This window comes from Marivirga aurantiaca (assembly GCF_016679925.1).
Taxonomy (GTDB): Bacteria; Bacteroidota; Bacteroidia; order Cytophagales; family Cyclobacteriaceae; genus Marivirga; species Marivirga aurantiaca.
In genome coordinates this window covers 359,614-381,952 of the sequence record NZ_JAEQBW010000003.1, presented here as the reverse complement: position 1 = coordinate 381,952, position 22,339 = coordinate 359,614, and the positions used below count along the sequence as shown (strand labels likewise).

General features: G+C 36.4%; 18 protein-coding genes. 7 read left to right on the top strand and 11 right to left on the bottom strand.

Features of this window, described 5'->3' with window-relative positions; genetic code table 11:
* Positions 1 to 726: 726 nt before the first annotated feature.
* Positions 727 to 1,353 (bottom strand): Crp/Fnr family transcriptional regulator, encoded by a 627-nt coding sequence (locus JKA74_RS09620; RefSeq protein ID WP_236587657.1) that lies wholly within the window; start codon positions 1,351 to 1,353, stop codon positions 727 to 729.
* A 148-nt stretch (positions 1,354 to 1,501) separates the two neighbouring features.
* Between JKA74_RS09620 and JKA74_RS09615 the strand changes: the two genes are divergently transcribed.
* Together JKA74_RS09615 and JKA74_RS09610 are read left to right on the top strand one after the other, a co-directional pair.
* Positions 1,502 to 2,413, top strand: a complete 912-nt coding sequence (locus JKA74_RS09615; RefSeq protein ID WP_201430966.1) for a thioredoxin domain-containing protein — start codon at positions 1,502 to 1,504, stop codon at positions 2,411 to 2,413.
* Positions 2,414 to 2,425: 12 nt separating this feature from the next.
* The gene (locus JKA74_RS09610) at positions 2,426 to 3,079 is read left to right on the top strand and encodes a chloramphenicol acetyltransferase (RefSeq protein WP_201430965.1); all 654 of its coding nucleotides are present in this window, start codon (positions 2,426 to 2,428) and stop codon (positions 3,077 to 3,079) included.
* A gap of 10 nt (positions 3,080 to 3,089) precedes the next feature.
* Here JKA74_RS09610 and JKA74_RS09605 read toward each other — a convergent pair whose 3' ends face one another.
* The 3 genes from JKA74_RS09605 to JKA74_RS09595 all read right to left on the bottom strand — a co-directional run bounded on the left by JKA74_RS09605 (position 3,090) and on the right by JKA74_RS09595 (position 4,626).
* Positions 3,090 to 3,371, bottom strand: a complete 282-nt coding sequence (locus tag JKA74_RS09605) for a DUF2905 domain-containing protein (protein WP_317193581.1) — start codon at positions 3,369 to 3,371, stop codon at positions 3,090 to 3,092.
* Between the two features lie 68 nt (positions 3,372 to 3,439).
* Positions 3,440 to 3,964 (bottom strand): NADPH-dependent FMN reductase, encoded by a 525-nt coding sequence (locus JKA74_RS09600; RefSeq protein ID WP_201431103.1) that lies wholly within the window; start codon positions 3,962 to 3,964, stop codon positions 3,440 to 3,442.
* A gap of 71 nt (positions 3,965 to 4,035) precedes the next feature.
* Positions 4,036 to 4,626 carry a YceI family protein gene (locus JKA74_RS09595; protein WP_201430964.1) on the bottom strand — a complete coding sequence of 197 codons (591 nt, stop codon included), beginning with the start codon at positions 4,624 to 4,626 and terminating at the stop codon, positions 4,036 to 4,038.
* A 145-nt stretch (positions 4,627 to 4,771) separates the two neighbouring features.
* On the opposite strand from JKA74_RS09595, the gene JKA74_RS09590 reads away from it, so the two are divergent.
* Entirely contained in the window at positions 4,772 to 5,590 is an 819-nt protein-coding gene (locus tag JKA74_RS09590; protein ID WP_201430963.1) for a purine-nucleoside phosphorylase, read from the top strand.
* 794 nt (positions 5,591 to 6,384) lie between these two features.
* Here JKA74_RS09590 and JKA74_RS09585 read toward each other — a convergent pair.
* The 5 genes from JKA74_RS09585 to JKA74_RS09565 form a co-directional block, all read right to left on the bottom strand.
* On the bottom strand, positions 6,385 to 7,512 hold the full coding sequence (locus JKA74_RS09585; protein ID WP_201430962.1) for a DNA polymerase III subunit: 1,128 nt from the start codon (positions 7,510 to 7,512) through the stop codon (positions 6,385 to 6,387).
* A 12-nt stretch (positions 7,513 to 7,524) separates the two neighbouring features.
* Complete coding sequence (gene tatC / locus JKA74_RS09580) at positions 7,525 to 8,370, bottom strand: twin-arginine translocase subunit TatC (RefSeq protein WP_201430961.1); 846 nt, start codon at positions 8,368 to 8,370, stop codon at positions 7,525 to 7,527.
* Positions 8,371 to 8,372: 2 nt separating this feature from the next.
* Positions 8,373 to 9,647: a serine hydroxymethyltransferase gene (locus tag JKA74_RS09575; protein ID WP_201430960.1), complete on the bottom strand. Its 1,275-nt coding sequence runs from the start codon at positions 9,645 to 9,647 to the stop codon at positions 8,373 to 8,375.
* A 150-nt stretch (positions 9,648 to 9,797) separates the two neighbouring features.
* Positions 9,798 to 10,223, bottom strand: a complete 426-nt coding sequence (locus JKA74_RS09570) for a thioesterase family protein (protein WP_201430959.1) — start codon at positions 10,221 to 10,223, stop codon at positions 9,798 to 9,800.
* The gene (locus JKA74_RS09565) at positions 10,204 to 13,044 is read right to left on the bottom strand and encodes a triple tyrosine motif-containing protein (protein ID WP_201430958.1); all 2,841 of its coding nucleotides are present in this window, start codon (positions 13,042 to 13,044) and stop codon (positions 10,204 to 10,206) included. Before JKA74_RS09565 ends, JKA74_RS09570 begins: the two co-directional genes overlap by 20 nt.
* A gap of 450 nt (positions 13,045 to 13,494) precedes the next feature.
* Here JKA74_RS09565 and JKA74_RS09560 point away from each other — a divergent pair, with 450 nt between their 5' ends.
* Both JKA74_RS09560 and JKA74_RS09555 read left to right on the top strand, forming a co-directional pair.
* Positions 13,495 to 14,100 (top strand): porin family protein, encoded by a 606-nt coding sequence (locus JKA74_RS09560; protein ID WP_201430957.1) that lies wholly within the window; start codon positions 13,495 to 13,497, stop codon positions 14,098 to 14,100.
* Positions 14,101 to 14,317: 217 nt separating this feature from the next.
* Complete coding sequence (locus JKA74_RS09555; protein WP_201430956.1) at positions 14,318 to 14,956, top strand: porin family protein; 639 nt, start codon at positions 14,318 to 14,320, stop codon at positions 14,954 to 14,956.
* A gap of 333 nt (positions 14,957 to 15,289) precedes the next feature.
* Here the strand turns inward: JKA74_RS09555 and JKA74_RS09550 are convergent, their stop codons facing one another.
* Complete coding sequence (locus JKA74_RS09550; RefSeq protein WP_201430955.1) at positions 15,290 to 17,329, bottom strand: OmpA family protein; 2,040 nt, start codon at positions 17,327 to 17,329, stop codon at positions 15,290 to 15,292.
* Between the two features lie 61 nt (positions 17,330 to 17,390).
* Complete coding sequence (locus JKA74_RS09545; RefSeq protein ID WP_201430954.1) at positions 17,391 to 17,876, bottom strand: hypothetical protein; 486 nt, start codon at positions 17,874 to 17,876, stop codon at positions 17,391 to 17,393.
* 566 nt (positions 17,877 to 18,442) lie between these two features.
* Between JKA74_RS09545 and JKA74_RS09540 the strand changes: the two genes are divergently transcribed.
* Both JKA74_RS09540 and JKA74_RS09535 read left to right on the top strand, forming a co-directional pair.
* Positions 18,443 to 20,875 carry a GEVED domain-containing protein gene (locus JKA74_RS09540; protein WP_201430953.1) on the top strand — a complete coding sequence of 811 codons (2,433 nt, stop codon included), beginning with the start codon at positions 18,443 to 18,445 and terminating at the stop codon, positions 20,873 to 20,875.
* A gap of 748 nt (positions 20,876 to 21,623) precedes the next feature.
* On the top strand, positions 21,624 to 22,325 hold the full coding sequence (locus tag JKA74_RS09535; protein ID WP_201430952.1) for a DUF4114 domain-containing protein: 702 nt from the start codon (positions 21,624 to 21,626) through the stop codon (positions 22,323 to 22,325).
* The last annotated feature ends 14 nt before the right edge of the window (positions 22,326 to 22,339 follow it).

Here is a 22,339-nt window from a genome sequence, read left to right as displayed (position 1 = left end):
AACTGATCCAATCGTTTCATTCTTTGTTAAATACAGCTTCGCTATCGTAAACCACATTCGGTCTATCTGCTAATTTTTATTATTACTCCTTATCAATTTCGTACTTGAAGTATGATTGATAATTTGTATGATTCAAATCTGGTGCTTTTTTATTTCCTATGAAATTTATTTATTCATACATACTGATTTCATATACATTCTATCAGATTGTCTATACAATCGGAAATTGCTAAATGATAAATATGGAGGAAAGTGCTTATCTCCGGAAGATGGAAATAAGAAAAGACGTGCTTTAAAGGGCAGGTTTTCAGCCATTTCCAAGGAGAGGATTGGGAAATAAATGAATTGAAACTACAGGTTCTCGCTTAGCTTCTATCGTAAAACTATTATATGAATTTCATCTTTTTCATTATGTAAAAGATATACCACAGCTGATACCGACTCCAGGTTGGAATCCAATGATCCTGAATTCGATTTTAAAAATTGAAGTAAAACTACATTAGGAGGTCATCTCGGATCTCATTAATATTTAGCATGAGATACCGGATAAATTAAGACTTTTTTGAAAATATAAGTCTTAATTTTCCGGCATAGCCTGCCCCGCTTTGCGGGGACGGCATTCTATAGCAATCGAAACTCAGGTTAATAAGTAATTATGGGAAAATGAGTGACCTACCCCCATGAACAGGCCAAATCATTTGATTGACTATAAGTTTAAAAACATTCTCACAGTACTTCTATCTTATTCCTGTGCTGTTCGATCTTTTCTTCTTTCTCCAGTTTTTTAAGAATGCGGGAAATTACCACCCTGGAGGTATTCAATTCATCGGCTATTTGCTGATGGGTTTTATGGATCTCAAAAGAACCTGAAGCTTGTTTCTTGTCCAGCAGGTAATTGTACAGTCGCTCATCCAGGTTCATAAACACCAGGCTGTCCACCGTATGTAACAACTCATCGAAACGTGCCTGGTAGGATCGGAAAACAAATCTTCGGAAAGAGGGATATTGTTGAATCCATGAGTCCAGGTAAGCTGTTGGGATCATCCACATAGAAGAATCCTCTTCTGCTACTACATGAAAAGTACTTTGTTGACCTTCCAGGCAACAAGTAATTGACATGGCACAAGTTTCCCCGGCTTCCAGATAATAAAGAAAAACCTCATTTCCTTTTTCATCATGGCGCATTACCCGCAAAAGCCCAGTGATAACGAAGGGCATTTCACTGGCTTCCTGGCTTGGTGAAATCACAGTTCTGCCGGCTTTTACATTCTTCATTCTACCCAGGCTGAGCATCTCTTTTCTTAAAGGCTCTTCGAGTATTGTTCTTTCTAAAATATTATTGATTGCTTCCAATTTGTCTTTATTATATAATCCCTGAATTATACGCTATCCCATGGGTTTGGATTAGCTACTTAATATAGGAAGAATTTAACCACTTTTTTCATATGAAATTATTTTAAATTATATACATTTATTTATAATTCCAACAGAACCTAATCAAATGAAAAAAACAATTCTATTCTTTACTTTATTATTTGTAACAAACATAAGCCTTCTTGCTCAAGAGGTGCAATTCTACAAAAATGAAACAGGAGATCAACACCTTTGTGGCCCTTTCCCTATTGATTACCTAAAGCAGGATACTACTTATGCAGGATGGTTTGCTGAAAATTATGATCAATTAACTATTGAAAAGAAAAACTACAACTGGGTAAAAGATTTAGAAGGTAAGGAAGTAGATATTTACCTGGGCACCTGGTGTGGGGACAGTAAAAAATGGGTGCCTCAATTTGTCAAGTTGTGGGATGAACTAGGACTAAAAAGGGAACAACTTAACTTTGTTGCTCTTTACGATACTGATTCATTATATAAGCAAGGCCCCAATGGAGAAGAAAAAGGTTTAAAAATCCACCGGGTACCCACTTTTATCTTTAAAGATAACGATAAGGAATTTGCCAGGATTGTGGAGTATCCTAATACTGATTTAGTGACCGACCTGGCACAAATAGCTCTGGGTTATCCTTCAGCCCCCAGTTATCGTGGAGCAAACCATTTGCTTGATTTATTTGAAGAAATGACGGTATCAGACATTTACAAAGAGGTCAATAAACATTACCTGGATGTTTATTATAAAATAGGTAAATACAATGAGCTTAACACACTGGGCAATGTATTAAAATACTCCGGCAGGAAGGAGGAAGCACTTTTGGTATTTACCTTTAACAGTTACTACTATAGAGGGAATTCGATAGTACACAAAAGTTTAGCTGAAGCTTCTGTTGAATCAGGAAATTATGCACAAGCTATTCTATCTTATGAACAACTAATAAAACTTGAGCCTGAGAATGAAGAAGCTCCAAAAGAAATTGAGAGACTCAAAAAGTTAGTGGAAACGAGTAAAAAAGAGGATTAAAGAAGATTTCTAATGATAATTCCTTCAAAAAAAGAATTGAAAAAAATTGACTTAAATAACTACAATAGAAAAGAACATTATGAATTCTTTAAAGATTTTCATGAGCCTTTTTTTGGAGTAGCTGTTGAAATAGACTGTACTGAAGCATATCAATATTGCCGATTAAATCACCTGTCATTCTATCAATTTTATACCTATCAAATTTTAAAAGCTGTAAATGAGGTGAAAGAGCTCCGCTATAGAATAATTGATCATGAAATTTATGATGTAGGGAAATTACACGTCTCTGCCACAGTATTAAGAACCGACAAAACCTTTGGTTTTTCAAGAATCCTTTATGAAGATGATTTTGGCTCCTTCTCCCGGGGCATGAAAGAGGAGATTGAAAAAGTGAAAAATACAGAAGGCCTTAATTTATATGCGGATCAATATGATGTAATCCATTTTTCTGCTACTCCCTGGCTTAGGTTTAGCTCACTTTCCCACTCTCGCCATTTTAAAACGGGAGACTCTATTCCGAAAGTGGCTGTTGGAAAAACGCTGGAGGAAAATGGCAGAATAACATTCCCTGTCTCCATTCATGTGAACCATGCTTTGGTAGATGGATATCACCTTAGCCTGGTATTTGAAAAATTAGAACAACTTTTAAATACACCAGCTCATTAAAATTTACCCTTTATAGAAATTTCTTAATCAGGTTGACGAGGATAGTAAGCAAAAGACTAGCTAGAATCATAGTCGTAATAGGGAAATAAAACCTGAAGTTTTCCTTTTCTATCCTGATATCTCCCGGCAAACGGCCGATCCAGTGTAGTTTATCATGGAAAAAATAAATTAATATCCCGATAAAGATTACCCCCACTCCTATTAAAATTATCCACTTACCGGTATCGCTGTTCATGAGGTTTTTTTCATTATAACGTTTATGAACAAATTGGTTCTGTTGAAGAGTTGCCAATCGTTATTAATTAACCTGAGTTCGATTGCTATGGAATGCTGTCATAATGATAAAGTTGAATACTTTCCTTAAAACTCTATGAATAACTTCACTTGCTCATCCAGTAATTGATTGTATAACTTATCAGTTACTATCTGTCCATTAAAGTTTTGTTCAATTCTGGCCAACTTCGGTTTCAAAGCCAATACATGCATCCCCAGATAATTAAAAATATCAGTCATATGACTTAAAGCCAATCCCCCGCCTTGCACTCCTGATGAAAGTCCAACCAGAGCGCACTTCTTATTCCTGAAGCTTGAGGGGTAATCCAGGCCGTCAATAAAGGCTTTCAACACACCGGGAAATGAGCCATTATACTCCGGGATGATAAAAACAAACTTGCTACTCCGCTTAATCTGTTCCCTGTAAGGATTAAATGCTTCATTCTTGCCCGCATTTTCATACAAGGCAGTTGCTATAAAATCTACGGGAAGTTCAGCCAAATCAATAATAGTTGATTCAACCTGATACTGAGTCAATAATTCTTTATATAAAATAGCTATTTCTGATGAAACTGAATTTTTCCTATTGGTACCTGCTACAATTGTAATCATCATCATATGAATATCTTAAAAACAAAAATAGGGACTTAAAGTCCCTATTCAATTATTAATCAATAAAACTATTATAAAGAAGAAAGGTTTACTGATAATTCGAAGTCATCATAAATCATTTTGTCTCCCAATCCATCAAAAAATGAGCCTGAACCGTAACGAACATTCCATTTTGTTCTGTCTAAAGCAAATGTGGCTTTTGCATTTACTTTATCACCATTTAAAGTAACATTCGCAGGGAAAGTAATTTTATTAGTAATTCCTTTAATAGTTAAGTCACCGGAAATAAAATGAGTAGCATCCTTTTGCTCGCTTTCATTCACTGAAGTAATCTTGAAAGTAGCTGTAGGATGTTTTTCCACGCTAAAGAAATCATCAGAACGCAAGTGGCCTTCTAATTTGCCTTTATATTCACCTTCCAAATCCAATACATTGATAGTAGTCATATCAATTGTGAATTCTCCTCCTTTAATTACTCCATTCTCAACCTCCAAAGCACCACCTTTTATGGCCACTGTACCATTGTGTTGACCTGTTACTTTTTTACCTACCCAGGCAATTTCACTTGTTTTAGTATCTACTTTCACTTCTTTTCCAACAAAAGTGAAGGCTGCTGCCACTACTAAGGCGGCCAATGCAATTGATAAAATTTTACTTTTCATTTGATTTAATGTTTTAGGTTTTAATAATTACATGTATCTACATGTATTTTCGTCTCTAACTTATTTTATTAGAAGAAGGTTTCGATTTTTCTTAAAATATTTTGATTATCTCTATACTTGCATCAATTTGGCTTAAAATTATTTTATGATCACAATAAAAGAAGTAGGGGAAGCTGTAGATTATCTGCAAAAGCAAACATTTTTCCAGCCTGAAGTAGGCATCATTTTAGGCACTGGGCTCGGTGCCCTGGTAGATGATATCGAGGTGGTAAAAACCATTTCATATAAAGACATCCCCCACTTTCCCGATTCCACAGTAGAAACACATTCAGGTAAGTTGATTTTTGGTAAATTAAGTGGCAAGAAAGTAGTAGCCATGCAAGGCAGGTTCCATTACTATGAAGGTTACTCAATGCAGCAAATCACTATGCCTGTGCGTGTCATGAAGCTTTTAGGTATAAAAATGCTGTTCATTTCTAATGCAGCAGGAGGACTTAACCATTCTTTAAAAATAAGTGATGTGATGGCCATTAATGACCACATCAATTTATTCCCCGAAAATCCTTTGCGCGGTATGAATATGGATGAATTGGGTGATCGCTTTCCTGATATGTATAATGCTTATGATGCTGACTTGCTCAAATTGGCTATGGTAGTAGCTGCAGAAAAAGGAATAGATCTTCGGGAAGGGGTGTATGCAGGTGTCCCGGGCCCTAACCTGGAAACTGCTGCAGAATACCGCTACCTGGAAATTATTGGTGCAGATGCGGTAGGGATGAGCACTATTCCTGAAAATATTGTAGCCCGACATATGAAATTACCTGTATTTGCAGTTTCGGTAATTACAGATTTATGCTACCCTGAACAATTAAAACCTGTTTCCATCCCGGAAATCATTAATGCTTCCATGGTAGCTCAACCTAAAATGACAGTTATTTTTAAAGGAATGCTGGAGAAAATGTAAATAACCCCCTATTAGGCATGCCATAAAAATTGATTTTGCAGTTCTCCAAAAGCCAGCCAACCCACCATCTCTGCCCTCGTTTTGTGTCCCCACAAACGAGCTGGATGCAGTTTGCCAATAATGCTGATTTCCTTCTAAAAAAGATGAAAAGCGGAAAGTGCTTGTGAAAATGCAATCGAGGCCAAGTTTTGTATGTGTGAGAAACACAACCGAACGCGGTTGCTGTGTTATAAAATACAATGCCCTTCTTTGAACAAAGATTATTTACCTCAATTTGATTATAAATTCAAACTATTTTTGCAATTGTTGAACAGGATAGCGACATAATGTCGCTCCTCTGGAGCTTTGGTTCGGCTGTAATTATTAGCTATTATGATCAGGCTCCTCTGGAGCTGTGGTGAATGCTTTACTACAATATGCCTTACATGTATAAATCTGAATTTCAGGCTTCTTTATTTTATTAATAATGTGTGGTAATTGGGCTGTGAAATTGTTTACACTTAGTCATAGCCAGTTTGGTGGATTTGCCCCAGAGGGGTAAAATACTAATAGAAAAACCAGCAGACATACCCATAGCTCCGATAGGAGTGAAATAAACTATGCTTTCTCTAAATTTTATTGAAGGCTCTTTTTGATTAGATAGTTTACTATTTTGCTCTTCGGAACGTGAGTAAATTTTCCGGAAAAAGATTATGCGAGTGTTGTCTTGAAAGTTATTATACAAGCAAGTCCTATTTAATTTTAGATACTGAGGCATTTAGCAAGAATCCACTAAAAATGGTATCATAGAAATGTTAACTTCTGAGGATACCTGAGAGTTGCAGGGACACATTTAAAAATGTCATTTTAGGACTGGCATTTCTTTCCAGATAATAGGAAGCTTTGTTCAGGATATCAGTCATTTGCGCCACTTTATCCAACGAAATGGTTTTACTAAATTTCTCCACAAAAGCTTTGTGCTCGGCAGGAATCCTCATCAGCTCATTGGCTTGCATTTTGGCCATCATTGCTTCACGGTAAATACTTTCTGCATGAATCAGCCACTGCTGTTGATTGACTTTGCTAAACTTATGAAAAGCATCTGATCGCTTTACCAAACCTGTATAATCTTTTGTGTAACACTCCCTCATCCACTGTTCAAATTCCGGTTGTGTATCATCTGACACATCATCTGACAATGCAACAGCCTTATGTAGATCTCCTTGTGAGGTATGCGCCAGTTGTTTGGCTATCCTTTCCTCGATTTGGTAACGCTCTATCAGTATTTGCTTAATTTCCTCATCTGAATAGGCCGGAATATGTACACTCTGTGTACGGGAAGTGATAGTCCCCAACAGTTTTCCCTGATTGTTTGAAACCAATAAAAAAACAGTTTTATCAGCTGGCTCCTCTATAATTTTCAACAAAGCATTTGCCGCTGAAGGATGTAAAAACTCCGGTAGCCAAATCAGCATCACTTTATACCTACCTTCAAATGCTTTTAATGACAAGCTTTTAATAATCTGACGGCTTTCCTCTCTGGAGATATTAAGCTGTTTATTGTCCACACCTAAATATGCCACCCAATCAGTCACGGAAGCAAAGGGATCTTTCAGCATAAAGCCTCTCCACGGCTTCAAAAAATTCTGACTGATTTTTGAATCCGGCCCTTTCACTTGTTCAGTTGCGGCAGTTGGAAAAGAGAAATGAAAATCCGGATGTATGAACTTGGCATTTTTCTGGCAAGCAGGACAAACACCGCAGGCATCTTCTTCTCCCCTGTTCTCACAATTAAGATAAGTAGCGTAAGCAATTGCCATGGGCAGATTGGCAGTTCCCGCATTCCCCAAAAACAATTGTGCATGGGCGATATGATTATCCTTTACACCTTTGACCAACTGTTTTTTTAATGAATGTAATCCGGGGATTTCTGCAAAAGTCATGTTTCTATGCTTTTATGAATTATCTGATTTTTTCTGTAATGCCACTTCCTTTTTCTGATTTTTCCTGTAAACAATGGTAGAAATATAAATACTCATTTCGTATAACAACATAAGAGGTAAAGAAATGAGCAACTGACTAATAGGATCCGGAGGCGTTACGAAAGCTCCAATTACTAAAATAACAACTATAGAGTGTTTTCTATATTTCCTTAAGAGTCCTGGATTGAGAATTCCTGCTTTTGTTAAAAAATAAATCACCATGGGCAATTGAAACATCAAACCACAAGCCAACACCAACATAGTAACAGTAGACACATAAGAGGTAATATCAAATTCATTGAGCACTGAAGGATCTACCTGATAATTGGCCAAAAAATTCACTGAAATAGGTGTGACAATATAATAGCCAAAAAGTACGCCTGACATAAAAAGCAAAGTCACAAAAAAAGTAGCTCCTCTGGTATATTGTTTTTCATTCTTATATAATGCAGGACTAATAAAACGCCACATTTCCCAGAAAAAATAAGGGAACGCCACTATAATACCTACTACAATGGAGGAGGTAATATGCATGGTAAACTGCCCTGTCATTTTCCTGCTCTGGATAATAAAAGGCAATTCCTCTATACAGAAAGCAGTAGAATTAGCTATTGTTTTTCCGAATTGACAAGCCATCTGATAAAACCAAAAATCAGCTCTGGAAGGCCCTAAAATCAGCGTTCCAAAAACAAATTCCTTAGAAGCAAAAGCTACTACCGACAAAACTACTATTGCCGCAAAAGAGCGTACAATATGCCAACGAAATGCTTCCAGATGATCCAGAAAACTCATCTCTGCTTGTGGTTGATCTGCAGGCATGTTTATGCTTTAAATAAAGGGAAGTTCGCCATCCATTCGTTAATTTCCTTCTTTACTGCACCAATCTTCTGCTCATTCTCAGGATTGGTAATTACGGTATCAATGTATTCCACAATTCTTTCCATATCCTGCTCAACCAACCCACGGGAAGTAATTGCAGCCGTTCCTATCCTCATACCCGATGTTACAAATGGAGATTTATCATCAAAAGGCACCATATTTTTATTGATAGTAATATCTGCCTGACCCAAAACTGCCTCTGTTTGTTTACCAGTAATTCCCTTTGAACGTAAATCAATTAACATCATGTGGTTATCTGTACCACCGGATATAATTTGGTAATTTCTATCCATAAAAGCTTTGGCCATTACTTCGGCATTTTTCTGCACCTGAAGAATGTAGTTGAAATATTCATCTGTAAGGCATTGCCCGAAAGCAACTGCTTTCGCAGCAATCACATGTTCCAAAGGCCCACCCTGAGTACCAGGAAATACACCTGAATCCAATAGTTGTGTCATCATGCGCAATTCACCTTTTGGGTTTTTAACACCAAATGGATTTTCAAAATCATCACGCATCATAATCAAGCCACCTCTTGGGCCTCTCAAGGTTTTGTGGGTAGTAGTAGTTACTATGTGGCAAAAATCCAGAGGATCATTGAGAATTCCGCGGGCAATTAATCCACTTGGGTGAGATATATCCGCTAACAATATAGCTCCTACTTCATCAGCTATTTCTCTGAGACGCTCGTAGTCCCAATCTCTGCTATAGGCAGAAGCACCGCAAATAATCATTTTTGGTTTTTCTTTCCTGGCAATTACCTCCACATTGTCCCAGTCAATCAAACCGGTTTCTTTCTCCACCCCGTAAAAACTAGGCTTATAAAATTTGCCGGAGAAATTCACAGGAGAGCCATGTGTTAAGTGTCCGCCATGAGAAAGGTCAAAACCTAATATTTTATCACCGGGTTGCAGACAAGCCAGCATTACAGCGGCATTGGCCTGAGCTCCGGAATGAGGTTGCACATTGGCCCAAGAAGCATCGAAAAGTTCCTTTACTCTATCAATGGCAAGATTCTCCACTTCATCCACTACCTCGCAGCCACCGTAATAACGCTTTCCGGGCAAGCCTTCAGCATATTTATTGGTAAGCACACTTCCCATAGCTTCCATTACTTCAGGAGAGGTGAAATTTTCTGAGGCAATTAACTCAATGCCTGTTTGCTGTCTTTTTTGTTCTTTTTGAATAAGGTCAAATAGGGCGGTATCTCTCTGCATAATATTTTTCAAATTTGACCTTAAAATTAGGTCAGAATCTCGGGATTTACAATGTTATCATCAGGAACGTTTTCCGTTCTTTTATTAATTGGATTATCAACTTAAGGAATTTATGCTGACATCAATAATAAATCCTATATACCTGCTTCTTTAGGATTTGATTTTTCCCGCAAACTCATCAGGCATTTCGGCTATTCTTCTATTATTGTAATCAAAAAAAATAATACCTGTTTTACCCAAAGATGCCAAACGCTTATCTTCTTTGGTGAAGCGGTAAACGAAGTCACAACCATATTTATTCAGGTTCATTGCACCAATGGCTATTTCAATTTTTTCATGGGCAAATATTTCAGCTTTGTAGGTAATAGCGGCATCAGTCTGGATCATCCCCAATCCATTAAAGTCCATTTCATTTTTATAACCCAAATGCTTTAGAAACTGCACTCTGGCATCATGCATAAAAGCAAAAATCCTGTCATTTCCTACGTGCCCTCCATAATTTAAATCCGTAATGCGGGTATGGATAATGGCTGTGAAAGAGTAAATAATAGGTTCATCAATTTTTATCCTGCTCATTTTTAAGATTCTCCAATTGTTTGGTTCTCATTTCGTGGGTAATTCTTTTGATATCTTTTGTGTTCATCACTAAAAGAATTTTATTCATCCCCTTTCCTAAAGGGGTGATCAATAAAGCCAGGGCTACATTGATTACAAAGCTATAAACAGGCGAATCCTCTACATAGCCCTCTAAATTATTCTCCAAAATAGTGGCAATAAATTCCAATATCAAAATTAAAGTAAGGAATGTGATTGTATCAGTCAAGTAGGTATTTCTGCTACTCCTGTTCATCTTTAGGGAGATTAATATCAAGGTACTGAAGAAGCCAATTTCCAGTGAATAAAACCACCAGGTCCTCCAATAGGGCGGAAGTACCTCAAAAGAAAAATCAAAAGTACTGATCTCTTCGGAAAATCCGCTCTTCGATCGTATTTGCAAAGTATATTCTCCTGAAGGCAAATAAGGAAAATCGATATCTCCCGCCTTGGACCAGGGAGACCAGTCATCCATTAATCCTTTTACATAATATTGGTAACTTATTCCTTCCGGAAACAGGTAGTCAATAGTACTTACACTAACTCGTAAAGAATTATTATCATATAACAATTCCAGATTCTCGAGATCGGAGATTTTATTGTCCTGTTCATAAACTGCATTAATAAAACTGGTAGGCGGCTCCCTCCATTCCCCTCTTCCTGTTTTTAATTCTAAAAGCCTATTTTCTACCACAAAATATATAGAAGAATCAGGAACCGGGTGAATATATTTCACATAGGGCAAAATCTTCATCCATTGCAAATCTGAAGCAGACTCTTCCTTGTTGAGGATATGCCATTGGTCTTTTTGGTTGGTTAACCATAATGACTGTTGCGTATCCTTAAGAAAATATTTTAGATTCTCCTCATAACCCTCCACTAAAACTATACTGTCTAATTTCTGATCTAACTTATAAAGTCCATCCAATTTCAGAATATTCAATTGACTTTCATCAAAATAAACTGACATCCGATCTGAAAAATCATTTTTAATAGGGTATGTTTTTTGTTCTGAGAGTGTATTGTTCAATACTCTAAAAGTGAAGATTTCATTCTCTCCCGATAATGCCATTTGATCATTTTGAATAGCTATATCATGTACTGACCTGGAAAAATGAAATTGACTATTGGTTGGCTTAGTACTTAAATCAATACTGTAGAGCCCAAAATCACCTGTAATCCACAGATTATTATTTCCCGACTCATAATAAGCTTTTTCTATAAAACGATGATCACTTAATTTCATAGAAGTAGTATCCTTGATGAGGAAAACCCCTGAAGTGGTAATGGCTATGATTCCATTTGGGGTATTAATTAAATCTGTCACTTTCCTGTTCACACGCTTTATGGGGATGTATTGAAACTGGAATGACTTAAGCTTAGATACATTTACTATTTTATTAACAGTTTCATATTTAAATTTGCTTTTATCTTTAGATGGTTCGCTGACCGTTTTAGTAGAATTCCCCTCGTCTCTTTTTACATTTATTTTCGACAATGAATCTCTCAGAAAAGCTTCCTTTTCTGCCAGTCTGTCTTTTAATTTCTTAAAACGATAGCCTTCCTTCCGGAATATTTTTTTATAATTATTGAGTGACTCCTCAATATATGCTTCATCCTCATCCATTGATTTGGACCCATCAAAAAGTCCACCTAAAAATGTTTCACTTTCCTCCTCCCCTTCATTATCCTCCTCATCAATAATTTCTATCCGAATACGCTCTTTCATTACCTTTTGAAATGTTTCGTAATCCTTTATTTGGGCTAAATAGAACAATCCTTCGTTTGTTCCTACAAATAGTGTATCCTTATGAATTAATACCGATTCCGGGATGCCTTTAAGGCCCGGATAATGTTGAAACTCTTTGATAGGGATGTCAAGAGAGGTACGGGAAATACCAGCATTATGAGCTAACCATATTCCATTTTGATCATCCATAGTGACAGCATTCACTTCATCAGAAGGCAAGCCATTAAAATATTGGATAGTGTGTAAGATTTTTTTACTCTCAATATCCACAATAACTGCTCCTCCATTAAGAGTAGCAATCACTATTTTATTCCCTAATATTTTACCTGAAACAGGATAATTCTCTTTAAGATATTCATTCAGTTCATTGGAGAAAACATTGAACTCCTTGCCATTAAAAGCAAAAAAATCGCCATTATCATAAGCAAAAAAGACTAGCGAATCCGTTTGGCATGAAAACACAAAATCCGTCTCTTCAGGCGCATATAAATTGAGATCAAGCCAATTATTATTAAAATATTCCAGCAGGAAATTTCCCTCAAAGGCATATAGTTTATCCTGATAGGTGAAAATATCATTAAAGCCTAATTTGCTTTCAAATACAGTATCAGGCTGAAAAGAGGAGGAAGATAAAACCAATATTTTCCCTCCTGCCAGATAGTAAAAATTATCATGATGTTTTACCATGTCCTGACCCAACAAATACTGAGGTGGAGTATATATAGACTCTATTTTGTTTTGAAAGTCCATGTCCTGCTGAACCTTCGAGATACCCTCTCTGGTTAAAAGGTATAGATTATTATCTATTGGTAAAAATTTTAACGGACTACTTCCAATAGGTATTTTCTCCCAGCTTCTGCCGTCAAACTGTAATAAGCCTCTTCTGTGCGCCAATAGCAATCTACCCTGATCATCAATAGCCATATCATTGAATACGTAATCTTGCTTTGGCAAAGGAACGGAGAAATGCCTTAGAGAAAGGTGTCCCTCCTGCGCCCAACCTAAGCTTAGATTGATGAACATGAAAATAAGTGGTAAAAGAAAATTTTTCATCTGTAGTTAAATTGAGAAATCAAAGCTAAGCCTTTATATTCACAACTCGATATTACACAAGATTTGTGGTTTATGAGTTATTTTATTACAATTAAATACTATTCCAATCGGTTTACACTTACTTTTAACTTCATTAATTCTTTCATTAAGAAATAAGTAAAGCAGGAACATCTCCAAAAGTATAGTTTATTCATGGATTATCAATTATTTAAATACAAAATTTATCATAACTGATAAATTTTAATATTTTTCAAATATATAATATTATTTATTACATAAATTTCTTCTAAAACAAGAGGGTGACTGCCCCTTTTAGAACTCCGCACACTTTCTTTGCCCTTTTAGGCTTTTAAAATCTTAACATCCTTGAAAACAGAGCGATAAGACCCCTAACGTAACCTTACAGCTACTAAAGAGTTAGTAGGGGCTTAACCAAACATTTTTTAATGTATGAGAAGAACTATTTTATTTTTCGCAGTTTTATGTGTGTTCAGTTTGAAGGCAACTGCTCAGGAAAGCCAATCAGGTATCAGGGGTGCTCTTAACTTATCAAATTTGTATGTTGATGATGTAGATGATGAAAACATGAAACCTGGGTTTGCGGTTGGTTTCTATTTCCGAAAGAATATTGCAGATGTCGTAAGCATCCAGCCTGAAATTAATTACAGTTTAAAGGGCTCCCAAATTAATTATAATAGTTTTCTTGGGAACGGTAAGTACAGGTTTAATTTATCGTATATAGAAATTCCTGTATTGGCCAATTTTCATGTAGGTGAAAGCTTGTACTTCTCAGCCGGCCCATATGTTGCCGCATTGATTGCGGCAAAAGTGAAAGATGTGGATGGTGATGGCACTGTCAATTCTGTAAGGGAACTGGACAGGGATGATTTCAACACATTTGATTACGGTGTTGCGGCAGGAGTTGGGTTTGATTTTTCCGGAGGTACTGCCGGAGTCAGATACAATTATGGATTAAATGAGGTAGCTCCCAACAATGATGGACTAGAGAACGGGAAAAATTCCGTTTTACAATTTTTCGTAGGTTTTGCTTTCTAATTAAGTTTAAAAACCATTAATAAATCAGGAAAATGGCTGGCTTTTATACCAGCCATTTTTTATGCCTTTTTCGATATATAAAACATTCAATTGAAGAAGGCATAACAGCTTGTAACACCACCTGTTTAAAACACAAAAAAATGTAACATTTGATGTTTAAAGACAACCCTGTGGCTTTATACAAGTTGAAAAGAAAAGAACCAAACTTTTTATTATTATGAAAAAAACACTTTTTTTATTAGGCATTTTAATTCCTTTAAGTTTTACCGGATTCTCTCAAATTGGAGGAACTACAGTAGGAACTCCTGACAGTAGAGTTGGTATTAAGGGGGCTCTCAACCTATCCAATTGGTATAATGAGGAGCTTGATGACAAAAACGTTAAAGTAGGCTTTACAGCAGGTTTATTTTATCGTGGATATGTTTCCGATGTATTTAGTATTCAGCCGGAAATTAACTACACGCAAAAAGGCTCGACATTTACATATGATAACTTTTTTGCTGATGGTGAAGTAAGGGGATATTTAGATTATGTGGAAGTTCCTGTTATATTTAACTTTCACCTAACCGAGAATTTTCATTTAGGTGCAGGCCCATACATTGCCACGCTAGTATCTGCAAGAGCAAAGGCCGTTGATGATGATGGTCCATTTGATGGTGAGGAAGAGTTTGATCGGGATAATTTCACCACTTTTGATTATGGACTTTCAGCTGATGCAGGGCTTGATTTTGTTAATCTAACAGTAGGTGCGAGATATAATCTGGGATTAGCTGACATAGACTGGGAAACTGGTTTTGGAGATACTAACCTCGGTAAAAATTCTCTTTTCCAGATTTACTTAGGATTTATGTTTTAAGCTGAAATACACATTCAACAAACATCTTGAAAGGTTGGCTTCAAAAAAGTCAGCCTTTTTTATTTCCACTTGGAATTGATCCTCACATCTAATTCAGCTTTTCCAAAGTTGGTATTGACTAAATCAGCAACGGTTTTGAGTATTTTGCACCTTTAAAATGTTCAAACTTTGGGAAAGTTTTGTTTCTAATATACTAAAACCCTTTTGCATCTAGATAACTAGCTCAAGATAAGACCACTGCACAAAAACATCTTTTGGGGTTCGATTCCACAACCGCGAGGGCTTGATTAAAAAGTACTACCCGCACCTGACATCTGCATTTTTTCAGCAAATCTAGTTAAAGTCAAATTCATCTTCAGCAGCCTGTGGAACTGTTTTTTCTTTAATCACATCCACTTCCACATTGTCCTTCTCAAATAATGCATCTTCCCGCTCCTTTATTTGCCTTGCAATCTCTTTATCATATTCTGTCACTTTGAATTCAGTACGCCTGTTGGTTTCATGTTCTTCCTCAGTGCTTGCCTCCGGGATAATAAGTTGGCTTTCACCATAGCCTCTGGCTGTGATTCTAGAGGGGGCCACTCCCTGACTGATAATATAAGCAACAGCTGATTGAGCTCTCCTTTTAGATAATTCCTGATTGTAGGCGGCTTCACCCCTTGCATCTGTATGCGAACTCAATTCAATTTTAATGGGAGGATTGTCCTTTAGAATAGTCACCAGCTTATCCAACTCTAATGCAGCATCAGCTCTTATATTGGCTGAGTCAAAATCGTAATAAATGTTCTTTAACTCAAAAGCTTTATCCAATATGATCTCCTCTAATAAAATAGTTGTTTCAAATATTTTATTGGTAATAAGTTGAGTCAAGGTACTTTTATCAACTGATTTACCCACTGTGGAAAAACGCTTTCTGGTGGTGAAATAATCCTCTTTCTCGGCAATGATGAAGTAATCCTCTTCTTCAGAAACACGGAAGCTGAATTTACCATCCTGCCCTGTAAGCACTTCCCCTACCAGGACACTATCCTCTGAAAAAAACCTTACATTGGCTCCGGGCAGAATTACTTCTTCCTCCTTTGTATTATGGGTAGTAGTAGTTCCTTCCAAATAATAATTAACAATTTTCAGGTTAGGGTCTTCATTTTTAAAAGTATAAATATCATCTCTACCTTTTCCCCCCGGCCTGTCGGAAGAGAAAAATCCTCTATCCGGTGCATACATGAACAAAGCAAAATCATCTTTATTGGAATTCATAGGATTCCCCATATGGGTTACATATATTTTACCTCCCTTTCTTTCGGCATAAAACAAATCCAACTTACCCAAACCAGGATGGCCATTGGATGAGAAAAACAGTCGTCCATCCTGAGAGGTGGCAGGAAACATTTCGTCTTCAGGGGTATTGATTTGAGAACCAAGGTTTCTGACATTGCCCCATCCCCCTCTGCTATTTACTGTAGCAGAATAAAGATCATTTCCACCATAGCCTCCTTCCCTGTTGGAAGAAAAATACAAGGTGCGGCCATCAGCACTAAAGGCAGGGGTTGAATTCCAGGCATCAGGGTCATTGATCGCCATTAACTGGGGTTCAGACCAATTACCATTTCTATAATTCGTAATATATAAGTTTACATCGTTTGCACCTTTTCTCTTCCCCGTATTCCCACGTGCAAACACCATTGTCCGTCCATTGGGGGAAATGGTTACAGAACCTTCATTGGCATCTGGCCAATTAATGATGGGAGGAAGTTTGGTAATTGAAGTAGTATCAATTATCGCTCCTTTGGATTTTACTTTATAGATATTGGAAAAACTCTCTCCTGTGGCTTTATAAGTTCGCCCATCCTCTCTTGTAGATGTGAAATATAATTCCCCATCGTAGTAAAATGGAGAATATTCGGAAGCGGGAGTATTTATTTCATTTAACAGATTGACAGAATAATAAGATTCATCTTTAATGATTTCATCAACAGAAGATAAATTCTGAAGCTCAAGCTCTACCAGGGATTTGACATCGGGATCAGTGGCCACCAAAATAAACTCTTCCAACACTTGCTGTGCTTTGTCATAATTGGCATTGGCCTTTAATGATAAAGCATAATTATAGTGGATCATTTCATTTTCATAACCCAAATCAATGGCTTTTTTATAATAAGGAGCAGCTACTTCAAGCCTGTTGGACAATCGGTAGGATTCCGCTAAATAAAAAGTTGCGTTAGCCGTTTCGTCTTCTTTTTTTATGGCTTGTTCATAATAATTAATGGCCAAATCATACTCTCCCTTTCGAAATTTCTTTTCTGCTTTCTTATAAACAGAACATGAAGTGAAAAATAAACTAAGACATAATATATATATGGTGTATTTAATCATTAGATGTCATATAAAAAAGGTTCAGTATTAATAACGTTCTATCATAAGAAAAAATACCTGATCAGTTAAAAAAACGATTCATCCAACTATTTTTTGCGGGAACAACCCATTCATTGTTAAAGGAATCAATATCCCCCACCAAATTATTGAAGACCAAACTGTTTTCATTAATATGGCCTTGAGCAATTTTGTCCTTTATATTGCCGATAGGTGTTAAATCTATTTGTTCATCTATAAGGAGGGCCACTTTGCTTTTATCCAATAAATTAACGGACAATTTCTTTTCCAGAAACTGTATAAAATGCACAGACTTATCAATGGAGCATCCGCTGGCCATCGTTTGGGATTCATCAACTGATATAATAATAAACTGAGAGTGCTTTACAGTTATTGAAGCTTTTAAAGCTTGGTTATGGGCTGTCCACTCCTCAGAGAAGTTTCTTCCCTCCTGTTCTATTATTTCACACTCTTTCTCTGAAAATTTTCTATCGGCCTGATAAATCCAGACCCTGGCTTTCTCATGAAGTTCATTAAAGGGTACGTACATAAATTATGTTTTTTTGCTAAACGGAAGCTCAATATAATAAGTTCATGACAATTAGTAGTCATAATCATCAGAATCATAGGCTTAAAAACTCCTTTTAAGACCTTTTGGAATAAATCTACCTATCTGATCAAGCTATTACTGACTTAGGCTGACAATTTTTAATTTGCTTCAAAACAACAATCTCAATTTTTAATTAAGATGTCTGCTTCTTGCAACAAAATAAAAATGATATATTTTTCTTTTTTAGCTTTTTCATCTGTTGGAAAAATTGTGTGATTTCCAAGAACAAATTATCTCATTTAATGAATCATATATTACATCAAAAAAAAATGAAAAAAAATTTAAAGATATTTTTGGAACCTCCAAAATACATAAACATTGATTTATTGTTTCTAAACCTACAATTTACCATGCAAATTGCATAATTGTAAGATTTTATTCCATGATAAACTATTTTCATAGTATTTTATATTGTTAGAATAATTTAGTAATTAGCGTGTTGAAAAATTAGATAAAGACTACAAAACTTTATTTAATACAATCTTTTGTAACCAAAAACTTAAATTATGAAACAAAAATTACTAGCAATTGTCCTTCTACTAAGTTGGGCAACGTTTTCAGCCAAAGCTCAGGAGAGGAACTGTCATACGATGGATGTCTTCGAGAAGCAAGTTCAGAAAAACCCGTCATTACTTGATAAGATGAATGCTATTGAGGCCAGAACTCAAAGCTTTTTAGAGAAATCTGAAGCTTATCGAAGCGCAGTTGATGGAGTTGTTACTATACCTGTTGTAGTACATGTAATTTATAGCAACTCAAATGAAAATATCAGCCAGGCACAAATTCAATCTCAAATTGATGTATTGAATGAAGATTACAGAAAATTGAATAGTGATGCCAATTTGGTTCCTAGCGAATTTGCTTCTGTAGCTGCTGATATTGAAGTGGAATTTGTAATGGCTACTACTGATCCAAGTGGTAACCCTACAAGTGGTATCACAAGAAAATCATCTTCTCGTACCTCATGGGGAACAAATGATGATATGAAGAAAACTTCTCAAGGCGGTGTAGCTGCATGGGATGCTTCAAGATACCTCAACATGTGGGTATGTAACATTGGTGGAGGCATATTAGGTTATGCTCAATTCCCTGGAGGAAGCTTATCTACTGATGGTGTTGTAATGAGCCCTCAATATTTTGGTAGTTCAGATAAAGGAACAGGATTTTTCCTTTCTGCTCCATTTGATAAAGGAAGAACTGCTACTCACGAAGTGGGTCACTGGTTAAATTTACGTCACATCTGGGGTGATGGTAACTGTAACGCTGATGATTATGTAAGTGATACTCCTGTTGCAGGTAATCCAAATTATGGTTGCCCTAACTATCCTACTAACAGCTGTTCAGCTGCTGGAAATGACATGACAATGAACTACATGGACTATGTAGATGATGCTTGTATGTATATGTTTTCTGCCGGACAAAAAAGCAGAATGCTTGCACTGTTTGATACAGGTGGATTCCGTGAAGGCTTTGTTTCAGATGGCGGTGGCGGAGATCCTGATCCGGTAGATCCAAGCTATTGTGCAACTAAAGGAAACAGTGTAGCTGATGAGTGGATTGCTAACGTTACTGTTGCAGGCCTTAACAAGAGCACTGGTGCTAATGGTGGATATGCTGATTTCACTTCTACTACTGTTGATTTAGCAGCAGGTTCATCCAACAGTGTAAGCTTAAGCCCTGGTTTTTCAGGTACTGCTTATAATGAATATTGGAGAATATGGATCGATCTTAACCAAGATGGCGATTTTGATGATTCAGGTGAATTAGTATTTGATGCCGGATCGTTAAGCAACACCACAGTAAGTGGTACATTAAGTGTACCTAGTAGCGCTACGGAAGGAACAACAAGAATGAGAGTAAGCATGAAATATAATGGTGCCTCAACTCCTTGTGAAACTTTCAGCTATGGTGAAGTAGAAGATTACACTGTAAATATTACAGGAGCTTCTGCACCAACTTGTAATGCACCTTCAAGTTTATCAACATCTTCAGTTACCACCACTACATTTACTTTAAATTGGGGAGCTGTTACAGGCGCTCAGTCATATAATGTTCAGTTAAGAACTGCTGGATCTACTTCATGGAGCGATTTCAGCCCAAGCAGTAATTCACAGAGCTTAACAGGAGCTACTGCAGGAACTACTTATGAGTGGAGAGTAAGAACAGTTTGTTCAGGAAGCACAAGCAATTATTCTGCTATTTCCAGCTTTACAACTGCTCAAGCGTCTGTTGACTATTGCGCATCTAAAGGTAACAGCGTAGCTGATGAGTGGATTGCAAGAGTTCAATTCGGAAGCATCAACAATACAACAGGTGCTAATGGTGGATATGCTGACTTTACCAACCTAAGCACTACAGTTAACAGAGGTTCCAGTTATACTATCACCATTGATCCACAGTGGTCAGGTACCAAGTATAATGAAGCATATAATGTATGGATCGATTGGAATCAGGATGGAGACTTCAATGATGCAGGTGAAGCAGTTTACAGCAGAACCAGAACGAAAGTAAGCTCAGTAAGTGGCAGTGTAAGCGTTCCAACTACTGCACTTTCAGGTCCTACTAGAATGCGTGTAACTATGAAGTATAATGCTAATGCAACATCATGCGAGACTTTCTCTTATGGTGAAGTGGAAGATTATACCATTAATGTTTCAGCAAGTTCAAGAACTGCCGAAACTTTTGCAGTAAATGACGTAACTGTATTCCCTAACCCTGCCAGATCACAAACTGTTATCAGGTTCAATACTGAAACTGAAATGAATGTGAAAATATCATTATATGATGCAGTGGGAAGACAAATTAACTCAAGAACATTGCAAAATGTTATAGGTACACATGATGAAACAATAGAAGTTTCAGATTTGGAAGCTGGTATCTACCATGTTTTTGTAGAAGCTAATGGCAAAAAAGAAAGCTATAAATTAGTGAAGCAATAAAAGCTAATAAACCAAATTTTAGAAGCCGGTATTTCTCACGAAATACCGGTTTTTTTGTGCCTCAACAATAATTAGGCTCCTCATGAAAAATGAATTCTACCTATAAACTGGATCTCTTTGCTTTTATTAGTGTTTATGAAAATTTAAATCAAAGTACAAAACCTCAAAAAAACAGGAATTTCATTTAATAGTGAAAGTTAATCTTAATTTCAAGTATTTTTAAACCAGATTTTATTCTTTATCTTTTTGCTTGAACAAAAAGAAACAAAAAATCCCCGCTGTGGCGGGACAGGCAAGACAAAAAGATGCTTCCACGCTACAGTTCCACGCGCTCCCCGCCTTTTTGTCCTCCCACGCGCTTTCTCGAGCAAGTTTTATTTGGTTTTCTGACATAGCAGAATTTATCAAGGGTTCTCTAATTACATCTGATTTTTATTAGAATTTATAAAGCAATCAAAATTGAATTATTGCTATAAGTAATAAGTTTAATACTCCCTTCTTTACAACTCATTTATATTGCTTATGTTATATTTTCTACAGAAACCTAACCCCTATCGGTTCTTTCCCCGTTAGAGAAAATAAGACGAGAATAAAATAAGAACACACCTATTTTATATGATTAACTAGCTTCATCTATTTTTCTATAAAGGAGAAGTAAGCTAAATGCCTGAAAGGAAGTTGAATTACTTTCAGATTGACTAGCAACAAAAATAGAATAATCATATTTTAAACCAAAATCATATCAAAAATGAAAAGTATAACTTTTAACCTACTATTTATAGGATTTCTCGTGTGTTTATTTTCCTGTGAGGAAGAAGAAATAATAACTGAAACCCCGGATGATATAGTCCCTACTGTTATTAAAGATGAAGTACTGCAGGAAATTGAAAGGATGTTTCCTGAGAAGGAAAATTTCAGAGCAGGGCACCCTGAGTTATTTGAGGTAAGTGCTGAAAAGAATATATTGCTTTCAAAGGAATCGGAAATTTATTTAACCTTTGTTTCAGAAGGTGCCGGTTTTAAAAATTCCCTGGGATTTTATACCTATCAGAAAGGAAACGAACCATCCGATCCATCCGCCCTTGATTTGCAAATACTTTTCCCTAATGTAAGTGATGATATCCTCAACCAGGGTGATATGTTACAATTAGGAAAAGGGACATTTCCAGCAGGTACTGTGGTCGGATTCTTTTTAATAAAAAAAGGATGGTCCGGAGAAGTGAATTATGACAACGAGACTTTCTATACCGATATTGACTTCAACACAGAAACTCAGCAACATGTATTGTTCAAGCTTGAGGAATTTGATGAAATCATCCTGGCTTTTGAAGACAAAATGCCTTCTGAAAATAGCGACCTTGACTACAATGATATTATATTCACCATATCCGACAACAGGGATCAAAACATTACAGATAGTTTTGACTTAAGAAAAGTAGTGGAATATTGAAAATACACCATGCT